This window comes from Roseibium sp. R5, from assembly GCF_055755305.1.
The window spans coordinates 476,239-496,625 of record NZ_CM146910.1 but is presented as its reverse complement, the minus strand read 5'-3'; the positions used below and the strand labels follow the sequence as shown (position 1 = coordinate 496,625).

The following is a 20,387-nucleotide window of genomic DNA, read 5'->3' as shown; positions in this document are numbered from 1 at the left end:
CGAATTTTGTTCAAGAAGCGCTTACTGGCTAAAGCGGTCCACTTCCGGGATAACCGTTGCTTCGCCGTAGTTCTCCGCAAACCGGCGCCCGATTGCGGACAGGTCGCGTGTCCAGTCGGTTACCATTGCCGGTGTGATTTGCTGACCAGTTGCGATCGATTGGGCTGCTTCCGTTTCGATCCGGTCACGCAAGATGCCAAGTTCGACCTGTGCAGCGTATTCGGCCCGGTACTTGCCGAGCCAGCCCATGGCAACGATGATCACCATCACAAGCAAAGCCGCTGTGCTGGTCAGGCTTGCCCACTTTGCTGTGCCGCCAATACGGCGTTCACTCGCAATCAGCACGATCGAGGCGATCGTCAGGAACGCCACGATATAGATCGCTTGCAGAAAGCTCTCGTACTTATCGGCAGAACTGGTTTCGTGAGAAGCCCGCAGACGTGTGATCCGGTCTCTGAGGTACAGCAGCGCGTCAGCTTCAGTTCCGAGCTTGTCGCGAAAATAGGTGTCACAGAAACGAAGTCGGCCACGTTCTTCGATCTTCTCGGCACAAGCCTCCAGGAACGACGTGGGTGCAGCAACGCGCGCGTCACGATCAGACGTTTGGCTTGCTGTCTGTGCGACCGCCGGCAGAAGGCTTGCGACAATCAAAACAGTTGCGACACAAAGACGGGTCAGGACTGACATGAAGAATGCCCCTTTAAAGATCCCAAGTTAGCTGGACAGCCCGCCGAACAGGGTCGGCAAGTCGAGCGGCCGGAAACCATAGTGCTGGATCCAGCGGACATCTGCATCAAAGAACGCGCGCAGATCGGGCATACCGTATTTCAGCATGGCGATCCGGTCGATGCCCATGCCCCAGGCAAAACCCTGGTAAACGTCCGGGTCCAGTCCGCAGTTGCGGATCACGTTCGGATGCACCATGCCGCAGCCGAGGATTTCTAGCCAATCATCGCCCTGGCCGATTTTGACTTCGCCGCCGGACCGGTCGCACTGGATGTCGATTTCCATGGACGGTTCGGTGAACGGGAAGAAGCTCGGGCGCAAGCGCATTTTGATGTCGTCGACTTCGAAAAACGCCTTGCAGAATTCTTCCAAAATCCACTTCAGGTGGCCGAGGTGGCTTTCCTTGTCGATCACCAGGCCTTCGACCTGGTGGAACATCGGCGTATGGGTCTGGTCGCTGTCGCAGCGATAGGTCCGGCCGGGAATGATCACACGGATCGGCGGTTCCTCGGTGCGCATGGTGCGGATCTGAACCGGCGATGTGTGGGTTCTCAAAAGCAGGCGCTCACCGTCTTCCTTTTCATTGAAGAAGAAGGTGTCGTGCATTTCCCTTGCAGGGTGGCCTTCCGGAAAATTGAGAGCCGTGAAATTGAGTTCATCCGTCTCAATGTCCGGACCTTCCGCAATCGAAAAGCCCATATCGGCGAAAATTGCGGTCAGCTCGTCGATGACCTGGCTGACCGGGTGAATGCGTCCGGTGTCGGTCGGGGACGGCCGCATCGGCAATGAGACATCGACTGTCTCGCTTGCCAGCCGAGCTTCCAGCGCGGCTTCCGCAAGGACGTCTTTGCGGGCCGCGACGGCATCAGTGATTTTCGCCTTGAGGCCATTCAGCGCCGGGCCCATCACCTGGCGTTCTTCCGGCGTCATCTTACCGAGCGTCTTCATTTGCTCAGAGATGCTGCCCTTCTTGCCAAGCGCGGCGACCCGCACTTCTTCCAGGGCGGATTCGGAGCCGGCGTTTTCAATGGCTGCGAGGAGTTCAGATTCAAGAGTATCGAGATTGGACATGCGTGCTCAGGTCGGTTCGCGCGCGGTGCGCGGTGTCTTCGAAACAGAAAGTCGGGGTCTTTTAGCGAATAATGGCGCACAATGCCACGGCTTCAGACGCATTATTGCGGGAGCCCCAAGGATGACGTTCGCGCTGGAGAAAACTGGCGCGTCAGCGCATAAATCGCCCGCAAGCGGGACCCTGGCACTCGGCAAACCGCCGCCTCCCCGATGCGTCGGCAATCGGAACGCATAAATGGCAAGCAGATGCGTCTGTGTGAACCAGATAGATCATGCGGCCAGCATAAGCGGATGCTTGATCAAAACAAGAAGAAACGTCAGCGGGGGATCAGTCGGGGTCCTGGCGTTGCGCCGGGGCCACATCACTTCCCTTGGGACGGCCAATCGATCGCTGCAATTCGCTCGTGAGCCAGGAGCCGAATGCATCCTTTGCTCGTGTCCGAGGCACATTCTTGCCGCTGATCAGCCAATAGCCGAGACCCGTGGATGGCCGTTCAGGAAACGGTGCGATCACCTGCCCGGAATTGACGGCGTAAACGGCTAATGTTTCCCAGGCGAGGAAAACACCTTGGCCTGCGATTGCAGCGTCCATGCATAAAGAGCCGTCGGAAAAACTGGGGCCATCCTGCAGTATGCTTTCATCAAGGTCAAAGAGGTCCAACCAGGTCTTCCAGGTAAACATCTGGCCGGGGTCGCGAATAATGGGCAGCTTGCCAATGTCTTCAGGGCGTTTGATCTGTTCCGCCAGCGCAGGGCTGCAGACCGGGAAGACCCGTTGATTGAGCAGTTTTTCCGCATTCACGTCCGGGTAGGGGCCGTTGCCCACGCGGATGCAAAGATCGACATCACTTGTGTTCGGGTCCACGAGATCGACGGTTGCTTCCACGCGGACCCGAATGCCCGGGTGCATTTTGTTGAAGTGTTTCAGATGCCAGACGAGCCACTTACCGGCGAAAACCGGCGCGACAGAAATCGTCAATGAATCCTCGCGGCCACGCTGGGTAATCGCAACGGCCGTTGAGAGGGAGGACATGCCGGACGTCAGATGGGGCTGCATTGCCTGAAGATGCGGGGTCGGAACGAGCAGTCTGTTCTTCCGTTCAAACAGCTGAACGCCCAACTGGGCTTCTGTTTTCTGGATCTGTTGGCTGACCGCTCCGACGGTCACGCCGAGCAGGTTTGCTGCCGCTTTGACAGAGCCCAGGCGCCCGACCGCTTCCACAGCGCGCAGGCCTGACAAATGCACTTGATTGAGTGTTTTCATATTAGAAAATCTAAACTGAAAACCAGAATAAGTCGATTTTTAGTTGGAAAATATGCGCCTATATATAGCCATGCTAAATTCAAAAATTAAGGAATTTGGCCATGAGAAAAACAACAAGAAGGAAAATAAGATCATGTTGAATTTGTTCAAACGTCGTCATTTGACTGCTCAATCTGGAAACAGCCTTGACCGCCGCGACCCGCTGGCGCACCCGGCAATCCAGCGCATGAGCCCGCGTGAACTGGCAGATCTGCCGTTTAACCGGCGCTAAGCCAACCGGCCGGTTGTCGAACCGGCCTCAAGACTTCTGATCGGCCATGGCCGGTCGGCAACACCCAGAAAAAATAGAAAACGGCGCCGCGGTAGATACCCGGCGCCGTTTCTGTATTTATTCCATAGAATTGGAAATGGATCCGCTCACTCATCCATCTTAAGGGCTTGAATGAACGCTTCTTGCGGGATTTCCACCTTGCCGAACTGGCGCATCTTTTTCTTACCCGCCTTCTGCTTTTCCAGAAGCTTCCGCTTACGCGTCGCATCACCGCCATAACATTTGGCGGTCACGTCCTTACGCAGCGCAGACAGGGTTTCACGGGCAATCACCTTGCCGCCGATGGCTGCCTGGATCGGGATCTTGAACATGTGCCGTGGGATTAGCTCTTTTAGCTTCTCCACCATCGCCCGGCCACGGCGCTCAGCTTGCGAGCGGTGAACCAGAACGGACAAGGCATCGACGGGTTCTTCATTGACGAGGATCGACATCTTGACGAGATCGCCTGCGCGATAGTCGGAGATCTGGTAGTCGAAGGACGCGTAGCCCTTGGAGATCGACTTCAGCCGGTCATAAAAGTCAAAGACCACTTCGTTGAGCGGCAGATCGTAAGCAACCAGTGCACGGCTGCCCACATAGGAAAGATCCACCTGGATGCCGCGCCGTTCCTGGCACAGTTTCAAAATGCCGCCAAGATATTCGTCCGGCGTCATGATGGACGCGCGGATCCAGGGTTCGCGGATTTCAGAGATCTTCACCACTTCCGGCATGTCGGCCGGGTTGTGCAGATCAATGTCGGTGCCGTCCGTCATGGTCATTTCGTAGACCACTGATGGCGCTGTCGCGATCAGATCGAGATTAAACTCACGGGACAGACGTTCCTGGATGATCTCAAGGTGCAATAGGCCGAGGAAACCGCACCGGAAGCCAAAGCCGAGCGCTGCCGATGTTTCCATTTCATAGGAGAAGCTGGCGTCATTGAGACGAAGCTTGCCCATCGCCGCCCGCAGGTCTTCAAAGTCGTTGGCATCCACAGGGAAGAGGCCGCAGAAGACCACCGGCTGGGCTGGTTTGAAGCCGGGAAGCGCTTCGGTGCAAGGTTTCTTCTCAAGGGTGATGGTGTCGCCGACGCGTGTGTCGGCCACTTCCTTGATGGACCCGGTGATCACACCGATCTCGCCGGCCTTCAGTTCGTCAACCTGCATGAATTTCGGTGTCATGACACCGACCCGGTCAACGTCATAGGCTGCACCAGTGCCCATCATCTTGATCTTCTGGCCCCTTTTGAGCGAGCCATTGATCACGCGCACCAGAACCATCACGCCGAGATAGGTGTCGTACCAGCTGTCGACCAGCATGGCCTTCAGTGTGTCGTCCGGGTCGCCTTGCGGTGCCGGAAGTTTCTCGACGATCGCTTCCAGAACCGTTTCGACACCGAGCCCGGTCTTTGCCGAAATCATGCAAGCTTCAGACGCGTCGATACCGATCACATCCTCGATTTGCTCCTGGATCCGTTCCGGCTCTGCCGCTGGCAGGTCGACCTTGTTCAGGACCGGAACGATTTCGTGGTCGTTGTCGATTGCCTGATAAACGTTTGCAAGGGTCTGCGCTTCCACGCCCTGGGAGGCATCGACCACAAGCAGGGAGCCTTCACAGGCCGCCAGCGAGCGAGACACTTCGTAGGCAAAGTCCACGTGACCCGGAGTGTCAATCAGGTTCAGGATATACTGCTGCCCGTCTTTGGCATCGTAGATCAACCGCACGGTCTGCGCCTTGATTGTGATGCCGCGCTCACGCTCGATGTCCATCGAATCGAGGAGCTGCTCGGTCATTTCCCGATCGGTCACGGTGCCTGTCATCTGGATCAGCCGGTCAGCAAGCGTCGATTTGCCGTGATCGATGTGGGCAACGATTGAGAAATTGCGGATGTTGGAAAGCGTCTTCGTCGTCATGGCGCCCGTTTACCACCGCAATCCCGTTTCTACCAGAGGATTGCGGCGCGTTACTGCGGAAAAGCGAAGGAATAATTATGCTGGATTCTGTTTTCAGGCTCAGCACTTCGTTCAAGGTGCGTGTATTGGCCGCGGATGCCTGACATTATTGCGTAATTTTCGCTCGACCAGTACGATCGGGCACGAAACATGTGGCCGCCGGTAGTCTGCCGCGCGCCTTTACAAAAAAGATGATCGTTTTATGCCGCTCAGAGATGCCGAGCCGGGCGATATACCGGCGATTCTTGCGCTTTATAATCAGGCCGTCCGCGAAACAACAGCGGCTTGGACGTCACAAGAAGAAACTCTGGATGAGCGCATCACTTGGTTCGAAACGCGTCAGAACGCAGGCTGGCCCGTCATCGTCGCGACCAGCCCGGAAGACAAGCTTATTGGCTTTGCCAGCTATGGAGCGTTTCGCCCGCGGGAGGGATATCGCAAGACCCTCGAACATACAGTCTATGTTGATCCTAAGTTCCAAGGGCAGGGGATCGGGGCAAAGCTTTTGCAACAACTCATCGAAAAGGCGCAGACACAAGAGGTGCATGTGCTTGTTGGGGTGGTCGATGGAGACAACACCGCATCAATTGCTCTTCACAAAAAGCTTGGATTTGAAGTCGCCGGCAGGTTGCCGGAGGCTGGAACAAAGTTTGGTCGCTGGCTTGATCTGATCTTCTTGACGAAAATCGTCACACCCGACTTGGACAGTCCTGACGTTTGAAGGGGAGCATTCTGCCCCTATCAGTTCGCAGTCAGAACATTTTGACAGGCCGTTGGTAACGCTGCCAGGGCCATAGGGCGTTTCTTGACGATTTTCGGTTTTTCACCGGCTTTGGGCGGGTTCTTTGGAACCCAAGGCTCATCGGAGAGCCAGTAGGTCAGGTGTTCACCGCATCCATCGCCCGGTGGCGGCGGGTTTTGGTTTTTGCAGCCGCCGCTTCCTGACGGGCAGGAGAGCCGCACATGGAAGTGGTAATGATGTCCCCACCATGGGCGCACCTTGCGAAGCCAGGCCCGGTCGCGGCTGGTTTCAAACTCGCACAGTGCCTTTTTGATGGTCGGGTTCACGAAGATCCGGGCAACACGTTTGTCTGATGCAGCGCGCCGGATCAGCCGTGCATGTATATCGGTCCATTTCTTCGGATCGACGCTGCGGTCCGCCCCTTTCACATCAAGGCGGCCTTTCAGCATTGAGATTGCCGAAATCTGTTCCCGCTCTTCGGGTGTCAGCCGCCGTTGCGGCATCTCGGTCAGCCAGATATCGGCATCCAGACCAATCTGGTGGCTGGCATGTCCCGACACCATGGGGCCACCGCGCGGTTGTGCAAGGTCACCCACGAGAAGTCCGTTCCAGCCAAGGCCCGGTGCGTCCTTGGCAAGATCTTTGAGAAAATCGATTAACTCCGGATGGCCCCAGTTGCGATTGCGTGACAAGCGCATCGCTTGCCAAGTCGGTCCATCGGTTGGCAGCATGGCCCCGCCGGCAAGACATCCCTTTGCATAAGAGCCAATGGCACGGGCTTTCAAAGGGGCTGGACCGTCCACATAGCCAAAATAGTCCTTGGCGGGCTGACTGCCACGCAACACGAGTTTTGGCTTGGACGGTTGATACCCCTCCGGTACGGCCCGCTTTTCAACCGGGATTGGAATTCCGGCGACCTTCTGGACCGCTGAAGCCGCCGGTGGAATGACCGTGCCGGGTTTCGCAGACGGAACGGGTTCTGCCGCAACACCTATCAAAGGCAAAAACGGGAGTGCGCCAAAAGCAAAGACGATTGCCTTGAGCGTGGTTTTCTTCCGGCTTGCGAAGTTGCGATGCGTCACGGCGGACCTCATGCTCTGTGGCCGAAACCAAGTGCACAAAGATGCTGGCTCCTGAGGTTTCGGGCGCCCTTTTATGCAGCATGCCCCAAAACGGCATCGCTGGCATCTTTTTCGCGCGTTTCCACGTGATCCTTCAACAGATCTGCAAGGTTATCCAGAAGCACGGTATTGTCGCGGATCATGCGATCTGCCGCACCGTTCAAGGTCAAAATGTTACCCGGTCGTGCGTTGTCGAAGTCTTCAGCGCTCGCCTCAAGCTCCCCTTCGATCCGGTGATAGGTGACATTGGGCAACTCATTGAACAAGTGGGTCGCCTGGTAAGATGCCGTCTGGGTTTGGCCATCTGAGAAGATGGAAAGGATAGGCACACCCTTGGACGGCTGCATCCAACCGAGGGCTCCCCAACCAACGGCCTCCTGATAGGAGAAGGTTCGTTCCTGGGCCCGTCCCGTCCCGAGTGAAATGATGACCAGTTCTTCAGTATCCCAACCCAGTTTGCGCGCTTCCAGATAGGCCGCAATGGTCGGGTCGTTCATGAAGACGCCGCCGTCCACCATGGGTTCTTCGCGCTTGCGGGTCAGGTTTTCGATTTTTGCGGGTTCGAAATAAGAGGGGGCTGCGGTTGTTGCCCGCACGGCCTGCCAGAAATAATAATCGTCAGGCCGGCTGCCGTTTTGCTCCAGTCCATTGGTCATGAACACGGCTTTGCGCTGCTCAATGTCGTAGGCGGTGAGCACCAGCTTGCACAGGCCGCTTGCCATGGACGTCCATCCGAATTGCTCCTTCAGGATCTTTTCGAGAGGACGGGCATCGTACGTTTCATCGAACAGACCAAGCGGATTGGTGAATGCACGGGCAAGGCGTGCGCTTAGCGAATATGAAAAAACCTCGCGGGCATCGCGCTCATAAAATGTCCGAAGTTCTGAGATCGTTGCTGCGGCTTCCCCCTTGTTGCCGCCAGGCCTCGGGGCGGAAAGTCCGGCTGCAATCAAACCGCCGGTCGAGGTGCCGGCCATGAGATCGAAGAGCTCGTGCATCGGCTGCGTGACGCCGCGGTGCACGAGGCGGCTCTCCAGAGACTCCAGAATGCGCAACGGGATCAGACCCCGGACACCACCACCATCTATGGAGAGTATGAAGCGCTTCTTCTGGGTCATGAAAAATCCCCTTGTTCAATTGATGGGTTTCCAGTCGAACTGCCGTAACGTCGTCTGAATGCCTTGTTATACCAAAATCAATTATTTGACGGGAATTACGTCACAGCAATGGCAGTTGGTGAGATTCAGCCGCAAAATGTCGACATAACTTGATTTTGGTAAATCACTGCGCGGCATGTAGCGCTTTTTGCCGCGAGAGCGGGTGGCTTGTTTCCACTCAGCCTTTGTCCAGGGTGAAATTTCAGATTAGGATCGCGGCGATTTTCATATCAAACAGGACATTCCATGAATATCGATCTGCTTCGACGTCTTTGTGAAACACCAGGTGTGCCGGGTCATGAGCATCGGGTTCGGGACTTGATCAAATCCGAAATCGAAGGGCTCTTTGATGAGGTGACAACGGACCCCATGGGCTCGCTGCTTTGCCGCCGGAACTCTCGCAAGAAGCCGAAGAAAGGGGATCCGAAGAAGGTCATGTTGCTGTGTCACATGGACGAGATCGGTTTTTTGGTTTCGCATGTGACCGACAAGGGGTTTGTGCATGTTCAGCCGGTCGGCGGCTTTGACGCGCGCAACCTGTTCTCCCGCCGCGTGCTCGTCTCGACGGACGATGGCGACTACAAGGGTGTCATGAACCCGGGCGGCAAGCCGATCCATATTTCTTCTCCCGAGGAACGCAAGAAGGTTCCAGAGCCCAAGGACTTTGTTGTGGACTTGGGTCTTGGAGAGAGCACCAAGGATCTCATCAAGGTCGGCGATATGGTCACCATGGATGAGCCTTTGATCGAAATCGGCGAAAAGATCGTGTCAAAGGCACTGGACAACCGGATTGCCTGCTGGCTCGGGATCGAGGCCATCAAGGCGCTGGGCAAGTCCAAGCACGAGTGTGAAATCCATGTCGCCTTCACCTGCCAGGAAGAGGTGGGTCTGCGGGGCGCACGCACCGCATCGTTTGCTATCAAACCGGACATCGGACTGGGCATCGACGTTACACTGGCCTGCGATACGCCGGGAGTTCCGGAACAGGATCGTACTACGGTGCAGGGCGAGGGGTTCGGCCTCCATGTCAAGGACTCTAGCTTCATTGCCGATCGGGACCTGGTGAAGGAGATTGAAGCGCTGGCTCAGAAGGAAGAGATTTCGTATCAGCGCACAATGCTGGCAGCAGGTGGTCAGGACGGTGCGGCTGCTCAGCAGGCGGCGGCAGGTGCGAAAGCTGTCGGGATCGTGGTCGGCACCCGCTACATCCACACGGTTACAGAGATGATCCACAAGTCCGACCTTCAGGCAGCCCTCGACATTCTTGCCGCGTATTTGAAAAAAGCTTGATGATGTGTCAGCTCAGGGCGCGTTTGGTGCCCTGGGCGCTTTGCTCGGTGCTTTTGGTATTAGGCGGTTAGACCCGCCAGCTTGGAAATCTGTGACCCGGTACCAGCATAGAGCTCGCTGACTGCGGCGCTTTGGTAGCTGAAGGATCCGTTGTCAAATTCGCCTTCAATGGTGGAAGCGTTTGCAGAGCGCACCGAGAGCCCGGTCTCGGAATTGAAGGACACCCGTTCGAACGAGACGAACTGCGCAGAAACGGTTTCCCCGTCGATCTCGGCTTCAATCGTTGTTGTCGAGATTGTCGCGCTTTCATAGGCGAGGGACGCACTGGAGACACTGCCATCTTCGCCGAGTGCCGATTTCAACTGACCAGCCGTTTTCTGATAATCCTCGACGGTCGCCAGCGCGCCGTCTTTCTCGTCTTCGTCGCCCTCTTTGCCGTCTTCAACGGCTTCACGAAGGGCTGCAATCACCACCGCGTCTTCTTCTGCCTTTTGTGAGGCAGCCTCCAATAGGCTGACAGCGGTATCCTTGGGCGGTTGACCTGGCTTTCCGTCTTCAGCCTCCGGCTTTGCAGACGGATTTCCGGAGCCTTGAAACGACGCGGACAACAGGCTGGTGCTTTGTGTTGTGGTTTCAATCGAGATTTGCATGACGCGCTCCGGAAAGTCTCCAGTTAACAAGGAGACACTTCGTTAAGAGACTGGACCAAAACCGTTAAGAACCCATTAACCAATTGCCGGGGCTCATGTGACGGCTAGAGGAATGTCTTTTCAAGAAATTGGCGCCCCAAAATGAGCCCGCGCTCGTCAATGCCATGTCCCAAATCATCCAGGCAATGCGCTTCGACTGTTACACCAGCCTGCGCTAGTGCGGTTCGTGCGGCTTCGAGATGATAGGCAGGAACGACATCATCATCTGCGCCATGCACGATTAAGGTTGGAGGAGGTGCTGAGAGGACCTGGCGCGCCGCAACTCCCGGCAAAAGACCTGAGTAGGCCAGAAGGCAGGCGGGCGGTGTTTTCCGGCGCAGACCCGCTTGAAACGTCATCATGGCTCCCTGACTGAAACCAACCAATGCAAGAGCTGCATCGTTGAGACCCAGGGAGATCAGTTCGGCATCAAGGAACCGGTCGAGCGCTGGTTGAGCCGCTTGCGCACCGATTTCGTACTCCCGCGGTGTCCGCTCTTCCAGGGCAAACCACTGCCGCCCTCCAAAGGCTTCAAATGGCAAGGGCTCAGGAGCATTGGGCGCAACGAAAGCTGCGTCGGGAAGAGCCTGTTGCCAAGCCCGGCCGAGATCTATCAGGTCGGTGCCGTCAGTGCCATAACCATGGAGGATGACGACCAGTTGTTCTGCAGCGCCTCCGGAGAGCGGTGCAAGACGAGGCCCGTCAAGCGACGGGTTGAACGCAGACGAGGTCATTCTTTCACCGGCGTTTGCGAAGGGGCCGTTTGCGTGTTTGCTAAGGCGATCCGTTGATTTTTGAGGAACGGGAGTGCGATTAAGCCAGATAATGAGATCAGCACTGCGGCAATCACAAACGGGATGCCTGGGAAGTAAAGGTCTGTCCCGTCCCTCGTAAAAAAGGAAAAGCTCTGTGTCATGACAAAGGGGCTGATTATCATGGCAAGCCCGGCTGCACTCGCGATCAGACCCTGCAGTTCGCCTTGCGCGTTGTCGGGAACCCGGTTGGACATCAAGCCGGTGAAGGCAGGTGTCGCAAGCGCGCCCATAACAGCAAATCCAATAAACGCATAAGCGACCCAGCCGCTTTCAGCGACGGAAAGAGCAATAAACGCAATCAGGTTGCATGTGAGGCCAATCATGAGAATGGCGCCGATCCCGATCCGGCGGTCCAGAACGCGGATCAGATATCCTTGCACGATTGCGTAACCGAACCCGACTATGGCAAGGGACAAGCCGATATCGGCTGGGGTCCAGGCAAAGACTTCTGCAGTGAAATAGCTCCAGACAGCCGGATAAACGTAGTGGGCAATGTCAAACAGAAGTAGCGCCAACAGGAGCACACGCACCTCCTTGTTGGAAGAGATGTGTTTTAAGGCGCCGAATGGATTGGCGCGCTTCCAATTGAAGGCGCGACGGTTTTCCAGTTTCAGTGTTTCTGGCAGCACAAAATAGCCAAAGAGGAAGTTGACGAAGGATAATGCAGCACCGGTGTAGAACGGGGCTCGGGATCCATACTCCCCGAGCAGTCCTCCAATGACCGGTCCCAGCACAAAGCCGACGCCAAAAGCCGCACCAAGAAGGCCGAAATTCTTCGCTCGGTCTTCCTTCTCCGAGATATCTGCAATGTAAGCCGCTCCCGCAGAGTAGGTGGCACCGGCAATCCCGGAGATCATTCGAGCAATGAACAGCACCGCAAGGTTCCAGGACAGAGCAATCAGGAGATAATCTGCCGCCACCGTCAACGTAGAGATAAGCAAAACGGGCCGGCGTCCGAACCTGTCAGACAGACTGCCAAGCGTTGGACCGAATAAGAACTGCATCAAGGCAAAGACGACACTCAGCCATCCACCCCACAGTGCAGCTTCACCGACAGGCAGGCTGGTGAGTTCGGTCAATAAGCTCGGCATCACCGGTATCATGAGACCGATGCCCATCGCATTGATGGTCAAGGTAATGAAGATGAAGATAAGCGCGTTGGATCGCTTCGGGCGGCCGGGCAAAGAATTGTTCCTTCAATACGACTTGAAGGAAACGCGCAAAGCCAGTTTCAGGCAAGAGTGTTTCTGGGGATTGGCCAACAAAAAAGGGCGGTGAAACCGCCCTTCCATACCGCAAGTGCCGATTGGCCTTACAGGACTTTGAGGTCTTCGGCGACCATCTGGCCACGGCGCCACTCAAGATCGAATGCCACGAGTTGGCCTTCCTTCAGCGAGTCGATGCCGGACCGGCGCAAAGCCGTGATGTCAACGAGGATGTCGTCCCCGTCTTCGGGTTCGATCGTGCCGACACCGCGGCCCTTATCAAACCATTTTACGTTTCCATGTAGCATGGAGTCTTCTTTCCAATTTCTTGCATCAAAGCATCAGCGCGCTTGTCTAGCGCAGCATTTCAAAGCTTTGATGACAGTTCTTTATTGTAATACTAAAATACAAGTCTGCAGCGGGAGGCTTGTCTGGCGCTTGTTCCAATTAGGAAGAAAATACAAGCGGCCGAAAACCAAAAACTACAGCCGGTCTGAGCAGTCTTCGTATGAACTCAGACCACTTAGACTGACTTGATATGGTTGCTCAATCGTTAAATACAAGATTGGGCGGTTGAACTTAGAGTTCTGCGTTGATGACGTAGTTGAGGATTTTGACGATCTGGTCCGGGGTTTCCGCGACAGCAAGAGCTGCAGCATCAACTTCCTTCAGAGGATGGGTCAAGGACGGATCGTGAAGTATGATCAATGACTTACCAAGGGCTGAAGCGTAGCCGGCATCGAAGGCTGCATTCCATTGCTTGTACTTGTCGCCGAACCGGACAACGACGATATCGGCCTTTTCAATCAGTGTCCGGGTGCGGATGGCATTCACCTTCGCGCCTTTGTGATCGTACCAGAACTTCTTGTCTTCGCCGCCGAGAATCGCTGCGCCGCAATCGTCGCTGGCCTCGTGGTTGGTGACCGGTGCAGAAAAACTGACCGGCAATCCGGCGGCCTCCGTTGCGCTAACGATCTGTTCGCGCCAGTCGGTGTGAATCTCACCGGAGAGATAAACGCGCCATTCACTCATGTTCTTGCCTTTCTGGGTCGAGGGATGCGGGCAATGTGCCGCATCCGTTGGCCAGAAACTGGAAAACCGGTTCGCAGGTGTCAACCGTAGTTCTGGACAAGAGTGTTTAAGGCAATCCGATAATCCGGATAGCGGAAGGTATAGCCGAGTTCGTTTTTGACGCGTTCGTTCGAAACCCGTTTGTTCTCACCATAAAATGACCGGGCCATTGGTGTGAGGTCCGCTGTTTCGAAGGCAACTTCCGGCGGTGGTGTCACACCCAGCAGTTCAGCAGCGTATGTCACGACATCTTGCGGCGGCGCAGGCTGGTCATCCGTGACATTGAAAATGCGTGTCTTTGGCGACTGCATGGCAATTGAAACCGCGCCTGCAATGTCCGCGACATGGATCCGGTTGAACACCTGACCGGGCTTGATCAAGCGCCGGGCGCGACCTTTTTTGAAGTTCTCGAACGTGTTGCGGCCTGGCCCGTAAATTCCGGAGAGCCTAAAAATCTGAACAGGCACCGAGGTCCGCTCTGCGAAAGAAAGCCAGGCCTCTTCAGCGGCGACGCGTTGGACTGAGCGTTTGGAGACCGGTTTGCAAGCGGTGGTTTCATCCACCCAAGCCCCGTCGTGGTTTCCATAAACGCCGACAGTCGACAGGTAGCCGACCCATTTCGGAGAGGCTGCGGCAATATCCGCGCCGTGCTGATTGAGGACCGGGTCGCCGGCCTCATTTGGGGCAATGGACACAAGCACATGGGTTGCTGTTGAAAGTGCGTCCGCAATCCCGTCGCCAGGAGTTTCGCCATCGAACATAAACGGCTCAATACCGTTTTCGCGGAGAGCACTGGTCTTTTCCGCAGACCGTGTCGTGCCACCGATCCAATCAAAGCGATCCCGCACTTCTTCGATAATCGCTTTTGAAGAATACCCGACACCAAAAACAAACAGGCGCATCACGACAGCTCCAGATAGTTGCGGCGGATTTCATAAAGCGAGATGCCGGTGGCAACAGCAAGGTTCAGACTGTCGGCTTCCCCCACTTGCGGGATCCGGATCAAGGTCCGGCATGCCTCAGCCATATCGTCTTCCAGTCCCTTCTGCTCGTTTCCCATGACGAGCAGGGCTGGTTGTTTGTAGTCCGGTGTGCGGTAGTCGACCGAACCCTTCAAATGCGTCGCGGCAACGGTTCCGGGCCAGTCTTTTGCAAGCGCCTTGAACTCGTCCTTTGTCATCTTTGCAAGGGGCACATGGAACAGCGACCCCATCGTGGCGCGGACGGCTTCGACGGCAAATGGATCCGTGCAATCGCCAACCAGCATCACGCCACTGCCGCCGACCGCATCCACCGTCCGGATGATTGTACCGAGATTTCCAGGATCCCTTACCCGATCCAGCGCGACCCAGACGGTGGTGCCTTGCGGATCAATGTCCCGGGCGCTGACGATGTTTTGCTCGTAAACACCCACAACCATCTGGGGATTGTCCTTGCGGGTCATGGCGCTCATGACTGCGGTCGAGACTTCAAGGACGAGTGCGCCGCGTGCCTTGGCCGTCGCCGCGGCTTTTTGGGCAACCGGGTTGTCGCGTGCCTCTGGGCCAAGGGCGAGGTAGCGGACGCCCCAGCCGGCAGCCATGGCATCGGTCGCCAATTTGAGTCCCTCGGCGACAAACAGGCCGGACTGGGTGCGGTGCTTGCGCTGGGCTACAAGCCCTTTGATTTCCTTAACGATCGGATTCGAATGGCTCGTGATCTGTTTGACCGCGCCGATTTTTTGAGGTTTGCCGGTCTGCGGCATGCGGGAGCTCCAAGGGCTCTTCTTGAGCCAGCTGAATTCTAAAGACAGTTTGGATTGGATTAGTCCCCGCGACCGACCGGGTCAAGAAGCGACCTACGGCACCGATGGAAGCAGACGTTCTGTCGCGATCAGAATAGAGTCTTCAATGTCGACCGGAAACTCCGTCACATCCAGTTTGCCGTCGATCGCCAAGAACGATAGCCCGTGGACTTGTGTCCACAATGGGAAGGATGTGCGGAGTACCGTCTCGTTTATGTCCGGCTCGCCCAGATAGTCTGCGACTTCTCGGAGCAAGACACCATAGGATCCGCGGCCAACCTGCTTAAGCTCATCAATTCGGTCATGATGAGACATTGTGCTGAACATGAGCCGGAACGTGTGCGGCTCGCGTCTTGCGAACGCAACATAGGCGCGCCCCATCGCGGCAATCGACTGAACAGTGCCGCGCGCCTGCTTGGAGGCTCGGGCTTCCATGTCGATTCCAAGGCGATTAAGGCCGTCTTTTGCGATCTCGCTCAAAAGATCCTGTTTGGACGAAAAATGCCGGTAAGGCGCCGCCGTACTCACACCGGCAAGACGGCAAGCATCAGACATGGAAAACCCATCCGGCCCATGTTCTTCAATAAGTTGGCGCGCTGCGGCGATCAATTCACCGCGCAAATCACCATGGTGGTAGCCCGCTTTTTTATGAATTTCTGTTTTGGCCATGTAAGGCGTTTCCGAATTTTTTCTTGTTGTGTCTCTTGCCGAAGTTAATTCCGCTAACATATGTTAGCAACGGTAACATAGTTAGTGCTGCTTACATTGGGAAGACGATGCTCCCCGAAATCGCACCGGCAGCCAGCGGACAAGGTGAGAATGTGCCATGTCGAAGGATCATCAGACCCCAGCGCCAAAGACGACCGGCAGTAAAAGCAGGCTCCGGCGTTTTGGCAGAATGGCGCTGAGTACGGCGACCTTTTCCATCAATGTCGGTCTTGCCGCCGCTGCGGTGATGATCGGGGTCACCACCATCCAGATGCGTGCAGAAGAAAAGCCATCCGTTGAACCCTCGCCCCTGGCCGTTGTGGATGTATTCACACCGTATTGGGAGACCGGCTATGATGTCGAGCGCAGTTTTGTGGGCAGGCTTGAACCCGCACGCAGCACGGACCTGGCCTTCGAGCTCTCCGGGACAGTTCGAGAGGTTCGGGTCGATGAGGGTGACCTGGTCGAGGAAGGCGACGTCATTGCTGTTCTCGACACACGGACACTTAAGGCGGACCGCCGGCGCCAGGTCGCCAATCGTCAAGCGGCTGAAAGTGATCGGGAACTGGCCTCGCTGACGTTGAACCGCCGTCAGCTGCTGAAGGACAATGGTCATGTCAGTGCGCAGGTGCTCGACGAGGCCCGCCTGACCCTCAGCCGTTTGGACGCCACGATCGCGCAGATCGATGCTGCGATCGACAACATCGATATAAATCTTGATAAAGCGGTTTTGAAAGCGCCGTTTTCGGGCCGGGTTGGAGAGCGCCTCTTGGACGACGGAGCAACAGCGTCTCCGGCAACGCCCGTTCTACGGTTGCTGGAGAGTTCACGGCCAACGGTCCGCATCGGTTTGTCGCCGGAAGTGGTCGACCGGCTGGATCGGTCGCACAGCTATGACATCCAGATCTCGGGCCGGACGTTTAAGGCCGGCTTGGCAGCGCTTCGTCCAGACCTTCAAACCCGCACCCGGACAATCGAGACCTTGTTTGAACTCGATACACCGGAAGCAACACCCGCTTTTGGACGATTGGCGGAACTGTCAATTGTTGAGCGCGTGGAGACGGAAGGCGCCTGGATCCCGGTTTCCGCATTGAAAGAAGGTCCGCGCGGTCTCTGGACCGTGCTGACCGTCGCCGAGGATGTGGATAGCGCTGCGCCCAGCCCGACATACGTTGTGGTGCGGGAAGCTGTGGAAGTCCTGCATGCTGAAGAGGGGCGGGCGTTTGTCCGCGGGACCTTGACGCCAGACAGCCTGATTGTTCGGGATGGCGTTCACCGGGTTGTCGTTGGCCAAGCTGTAGACCTTGCAAAGGCGGGAGGCTGAGGCATGGAAACCCTGTTCTTTCGCCAACCCCGTCTGGTAGTCCTGACGCTTCTTGTGATCTTGGCAGCCGGGGCGACGGCGCTGATCGGCATTGGCCGGCAGGAAGATCCGACGATCACCAACCTTTTTGCAACGGTCACGACCGTCTACCCAGGCGCTGATCCGGGGCGTGTCGAGGCTTTGGTCACGGAAAAGATCGAGGAAGAGCTCCGCGAAGTCGAAGAGATTGATGTTATTGAATCGACGTCGGCCTCCTCGATTTCGATTATTCAGATCGAGCTGCTCGACACGTTGACTGAAGACGTGATTGAACAGGCGTGGTCGGAGATCCGGGACAAGATCGGCGACGCCACGCGCGAATTTCCCCAAGGTGTTATGGAGCCGGAGTTCAGCACTGACGGTGCTGGTGCTTTCGCATCTATCAGCGCACTTGTTCCCGAGCATGACTCGGTTTCTCAGGCAGTCATGCTTCGCTATGCCGAGGTTTTGTCTGATACACTCCGGAATGTGCCCGGCACAAAGTCCGTCGAAATTTTCGGCGAGATGGAAGAAGAGATTCTGGTTCGCATAGATCCGGCAACGCTCATTTCCTTATCTTTGACTGTGGATCAGGTCGCCTCTGCCATACAAAACGCCGATGCTAAGGTCCGTGCAGGCCGCCTGCGCAGTCCGGACCGCGAATTTCTGATCGAGGTGTCTGGAGAAATTGCCGCGATTGACCGGATCCGCGCCATCCCTGTGACAACTGCAAGCAATGGTCTGGTGACCCGCGTTGGCGATGTTGCCACCGTCACGAAGGGCATCCGCCAACCCGCTGAAGAGCTCGCCTTCTCAGGAGGGCGTCCGGCAATACTCGTTGCTGCGAAGATTGCGGATGGCCTGCAGGTGGACACCTGGATGACCCGTGTTCGTGACCGGATTGCTGCCTTTGAAACGGATATGCCGCATTCAATCCAGCATCAACTCGTGTTCGATCAAAGCCGCTACACGATCGACCGTCTGACAGATGTTGGCGTCAACATAGCCATCGGTATGGCCTTGGTGATTGGCGTGCTGCTTGTCACGATGGGGCTGCGGTCGGCAGTGATCGTTGCAATGGTGTTGCCTGTGGTCACGCTGGCCTCTTTTGCAACGATGAGCATGATTGACCTGCCGCTTCATCAGATGTCGCTTACGGGACTGATCGTGGCTCTCGGCCTACTGGTTGATGCCGGTATCGTCATGACTGACGAAATCGGTCAGGCTCTGGCGCGCGGAGAAGAACGGCGTGAGGCTGTCCGCAAGGCAGTTCGACGCCTCTTTGCACCGCTGCTGGCGTCGACCGCCACCACGGCCCTGTCCTTCTTGCCCATGGTTCTGCTGCCGGGACCGGCTGGAGACTTCGTCGGGGCGATCGCGATTGCCGTGATCATCATGCTTGTCTGGTCGTTCCTCGTTGCCGTGACCTTGACGGCGGCAATCGCCGGCTGGCTGTTACCTGCAACGAGATTAGAGACCAAGCGCCGTTCTTTCCAATCCGGTAAGTTGGTGTCCGTGCCATTCAGGTTCTCACTGCAGCTCGCCATGAGAAACCCGGCAAGTTCGGTAGCGTTTGCGCTGGTCTTGCCCGTGATCGGTTTCATGAGCATGCCGACTCTGACTGCACAGTTTTTCCCGGGCGTAGACCGGGATCAGTTCCACATTGAAGTGGAACTTTCTGATGGTACTGCGATTGCCGAAACATCCGAGGTGGTTCGTTCCATGGATGGATTCCTGTCCGATCAAGAGGGCATCGAAAAAGTGGTTTGGGTTGCGGGCAAGAGCGCTCCGGCCTTCTACTACAACATTGTCGGCAACCAGGACCGCGCTCCGGCTTTCGCTCAGGCACTCGTCACCACCAGTTCACCGGATACGACAGCAGATCTGGTGCCACGGCTGCAAGGCGACCTGACCGCCCAGTATCCGAACGCGCGGATTCTTGTGCGGGATCTTGTTCAGGGACCGCCGGTGGATGCGCCGGTCGAGTTGCGCCTAGTCGGCCCGTCTTTGGACGTCTTGCGCGAACGCGGGGATGCCTTGCGCCAACTTGCTTCCGGCATCGAGGAAGTGACCGTTGTGAGGACAACGCTGGAAAGCGGCGCACCGCAATTGAAATTTTCGGTCGATGAGGACAAGGCACGGCTTGTCGGGCTGAGCCTGGCGGATGTTGCCCGTCAACTCGAGGCAACCCTGGAAGGGGCTGTCGGGGGCAGTCTGATTGAAGGCACAGAAGAACTACCGGTGCGCGTCCGGATCGGCGATGCTGCCCGCAGCGACTTATCTGACATAGCGAGCCTGCCGTTGTTGCCCGCGATCGGAGCGGCCGGAACAGCTGGTTATGACGGGGTGCCATTGTCTGCGATCACGGACATTCGTCTGGAGCCCTCTGAGGGTGAAATCAATCGCCGGAATGGAGAACGCACCAACACGGTTCAGGCATTCGTCCAGTATGGTGTTTTGCCGGAAGAAGCCCTGAAGAAGCTCCAAAGCGAGATGAACCTGGCCGGCTTCGCAATGCCGGACGGCTACCGTATCGAAACCGGCGGCGACTCCGATGCGCGTTCTGACACGTTGAACAATCTGATCGGCTCGCTTGGATTGATCGTGCCATTGTCGATTGCAGCGATCGTTTTGACCTTCAACTCGTTCCGATTGTCCGCTGTCACGCTGGTGGTGTCCGGGCTGTCGGCGGGGCTCAGCATACTGGCGTTGGCGATCTTCCAGTACCCGTTCGGCATCAACGCCATCATCGGTGTGATCGGCTCGATCGGCGTTTCAATCAACGCAGCCATCATCATCCTGACCGGTCTTCAGCAAAACAGCCGGGCGGTCGATGGTGATCGGGAGGCGATGGTCGACGTGGTAATGGGGTCGGGCCGGCACATCATCTCCACAACGCTTACGACCTTCGGAGGGTTTTTACCGTTGATCCTGGCCGGAGGTGGGTTCTGGCCACCGTTCGCCATGTCGATCGCCGGCGGCGTGTTGCTGTCGACCGTGATCTCGTTCTATTTCGCACCGCCCATGTTCGCATTGGTTTATGCACGGCGGAGCAGGGCGAAAGCCGAAGACACCCCAAGTCAAAATGACGATACAGATTGGTCGAACGACAATCGCCCCATAGCACTCGCGGCTGAGTAG

The 20,387-nt window shown here is 56.6% G+C and carries 19 protein-coding genes; 5 read left to right on the top strand and 14 right to left on the bottom strand.

Annotated elements, in window-relative coordinates:
• Positions 1-21: 21 nt before the first annotated feature.
• The 3 genes from AC0J4F_RS02320 to AC0J4F_RS02310 form a co-directional block, all read right to left on the bottom strand.
• The gene (locus tag AC0J4F_RS02320; protein WP_473025302.1) at positions 22-687 is read right to left on the bottom strand and encodes a phenylalanyl-tRNA synthetase subunit alpha; all 666 of its coding nucleotides are present in this window, start codon (positions 685-687) and stop codon (positions 22-24) included.
• A gap of 27 nt (positions 688-714) precedes the next feature.
• Entirely contained in the window at positions 715-1,797 is a 1,083-nt protein-coding gene (gene pheS / locus AC0J4F_RS02315) for a phenylalanine--tRNA ligase subunit alpha (RefSeq protein WP_473025301.1), read from the bottom strand.
• Positions 1,798-2,125: 328 nt separating this feature from the next.
• Complete coding sequence (locus tag AC0J4F_RS02310) at positions 2,126-3,061, bottom strand: LysR substrate-binding domain-containing protein (protein WP_133948893.1); 936 nt, start codon at positions 3,059-3,061, stop codon at positions 2,126-2,128.
• Positions 3,062-3,104: 43 nt separating this feature from the next.
• Here AC0J4F_RS02310 and AC0J4F_RS02305 point away from each other — a divergent pair, with 43 nt between their 5' ends.
• Entirely contained in the window at positions 3,105-3,332 is a 228-nt protein-coding gene (locus AC0J4F_RS02305) for a hypothetical protein (protein WP_473025300.1), read from the top strand.
• Between the two features lie 146 nt (positions 3,333-3,478).
• On the opposite strand, the gene lepA is transcribed toward AC0J4F_RS02305, so the two are convergent.
• Positions 3,479-5,284: a translation elongation factor 4 gene (gene lepA, locus AC0J4F_RS02300; RefSeq protein WP_209172353.1), complete on the bottom strand. Its 1,806-nt coding sequence runs from the start codon at positions 5,282-5,284 to the stop codon at positions 3,479-3,481.
• Positions 5,285-5,525: 241 nt separating this feature from the next.
• Here lepA and AC0J4F_RS02295 point away from each other — a divergent pair, with 241 nt between their 5' ends.
• Entirely contained in the window at positions 5,526-6,044 is a 519-nt protein-coding gene (locus AC0J4F_RS02295; protein ID WP_473025299.1) for a GNAT family N-acetyltransferase, read from the top strand.
• Positions 6,045-6,064: 20 nt separating this feature from the next.
• Here the strand turns inward: AC0J4F_RS02295 and mepA are convergent, their stop codons facing one another.
• Positions 6,065-7,069, bottom strand: a complete 1,005-nt coding sequence (mepA, locus tag AC0J4F_RS02290; RefSeq protein ID WP_473026395.1) for a penicillin-insensitive murein endopeptidase — start codon at positions 7,067-7,069, stop codon at positions 6,065-6,067.
• 149 nt (positions 7,070-7,218) lie between these two features.
• A complete protein-coding gene (locus AC0J4F_RS02285; protein WP_306148200.1) occupies positions 7,219-8,304 on the bottom strand; it encodes a patatin-like phospholipase family protein in 1,086 nt (361 codons plus the stop codon).
• Positions 8,305-8,589: 285 nt separating this feature from the next.
• Here AC0J4F_RS02285 and AC0J4F_RS02280 point away from each other — a divergent pair, with 285 nt between their 5' ends.
• A complete protein-coding gene (locus tag AC0J4F_RS02280; protein WP_409685971.1) occupies positions 8,590-9,633 on the top strand; it encodes a M42 family metallopeptidase in 1,044 nt (347 codons plus the stop codon).
• Positions 9,634-9,692: 59 nt separating this feature from the next.
• Here the strand turns inward: AC0J4F_RS02280 and AC0J4F_RS02275 are convergent, their stop codons facing one another.
• The 8 genes from AC0J4F_RS02275 to AC0J4F_RS02240 form a co-directional block, all read right to left on the bottom strand.
• Entirely contained in the window at positions 9,693-10,283 is a 591-nt protein-coding gene (locus tag AC0J4F_RS02275; RefSeq protein ID WP_473025298.1) for a hypothetical protein, read from the bottom strand.
• A 104-nt stretch (positions 10,284-10,387) separates the two neighbouring features.
• Positions 10,388-11,056, bottom strand: a complete 669-nt coding sequence (locus tag AC0J4F_RS02270) for an alpha/beta hydrolase (RefSeq protein ID WP_473025297.1) — start codon at positions 11,054-11,056, stop codon at positions 10,388-10,390.
• Positions 11,053-12,321 carry a TCR/Tet family MFS transporter gene (locus AC0J4F_RS02265; RefSeq protein ID WP_473025296.1) on the bottom strand — a complete coding sequence of 423 codons (1,269 nt, stop codon included), beginning with the start codon at positions 12,319-12,321 and terminating at the stop codon, positions 11,053-11,055. Before AC0J4F_RS02265 ends, AC0J4F_RS02270 begins: the two co-directional genes overlap by 4 nt.
• A gap of 128 nt (positions 12,322-12,449) precedes the next feature.
• Positions 12,450-12,650 (bottom strand): cold-shock protein, encoded by a 201-nt coding sequence (locus AC0J4F_RS02260; protein ID WP_008195161.1) that lies wholly within the window; start codon positions 12,648-12,650, stop codon positions 12,450-12,452.
• Positions 12,651-12,921: 271 nt separating this feature from the next.
• A complete protein-coding gene (locus AC0J4F_RS02255; RefSeq protein WP_133948876.1) occupies positions 12,922-13,374 on the bottom strand; it encodes a YtoQ family protein in 453 nt (150 codons plus the stop codon).
• Between the two features lie 80 nt (positions 13,375-13,454).
• Positions 13,455-14,315, bottom strand: coding sequence for an SDR family oxidoreductase (locus AC0J4F_RS02250; protein WP_473025295.1), 861 nt, complete (start codon positions 14,313-14,315; stop codon positions 13,455-13,457).
• A complete protein-coding gene (locus tag AC0J4F_RS02245) occupies positions 14,315-15,157 on the bottom strand; it encodes a TrmH family RNA methyltransferase (protein WP_473025294.1) in 843 nt (280 codons plus the stop codon). Before AC0J4F_RS02245 ends, AC0J4F_RS02250 begins: the two co-directional genes overlap by 1 nt.
• 93 nt (positions 15,158-15,250) lie before the next feature.
• A complete protein-coding gene (locus AC0J4F_RS02240) occupies positions 15,251-15,865 on the bottom strand; it encodes a TetR/AcrR family transcriptional regulator (RefSeq protein WP_166672694.1) in 615 nt (204 codons plus the stop codon).
• A gap of 229 nt (positions 15,866-16,094) precedes the next feature.
• Here AC0J4F_RS02240 and AC0J4F_RS02235 point away from each other — a divergent pair, with 229 nt between their 5' ends.
• Together AC0J4F_RS02235 and AC0J4F_RS02230 are read left to right on the top strand one after the other, a co-directional pair.
• The gene (locus AC0J4F_RS02235) at positions 16,095-17,228 is read left to right on the top strand and encodes an efflux RND transporter periplasmic adaptor subunit (protein WP_473025293.1); all 1,134 of its coding nucleotides are present in this window, start codon (positions 16,095-16,097) and stop codon (positions 17,226-17,228) included.
• Between the two features lie 3 nt (positions 17,229-17,231).
• Positions 17,232-20,387 (top strand): efflux RND transporter permease subunit, encoded by a 3,156-nt coding sequence (locus tag AC0J4F_RS02230; protein ID WP_473025292.1) that lies wholly within the window; start codon positions 17,232-17,234, stop codon positions 20,385-20,387.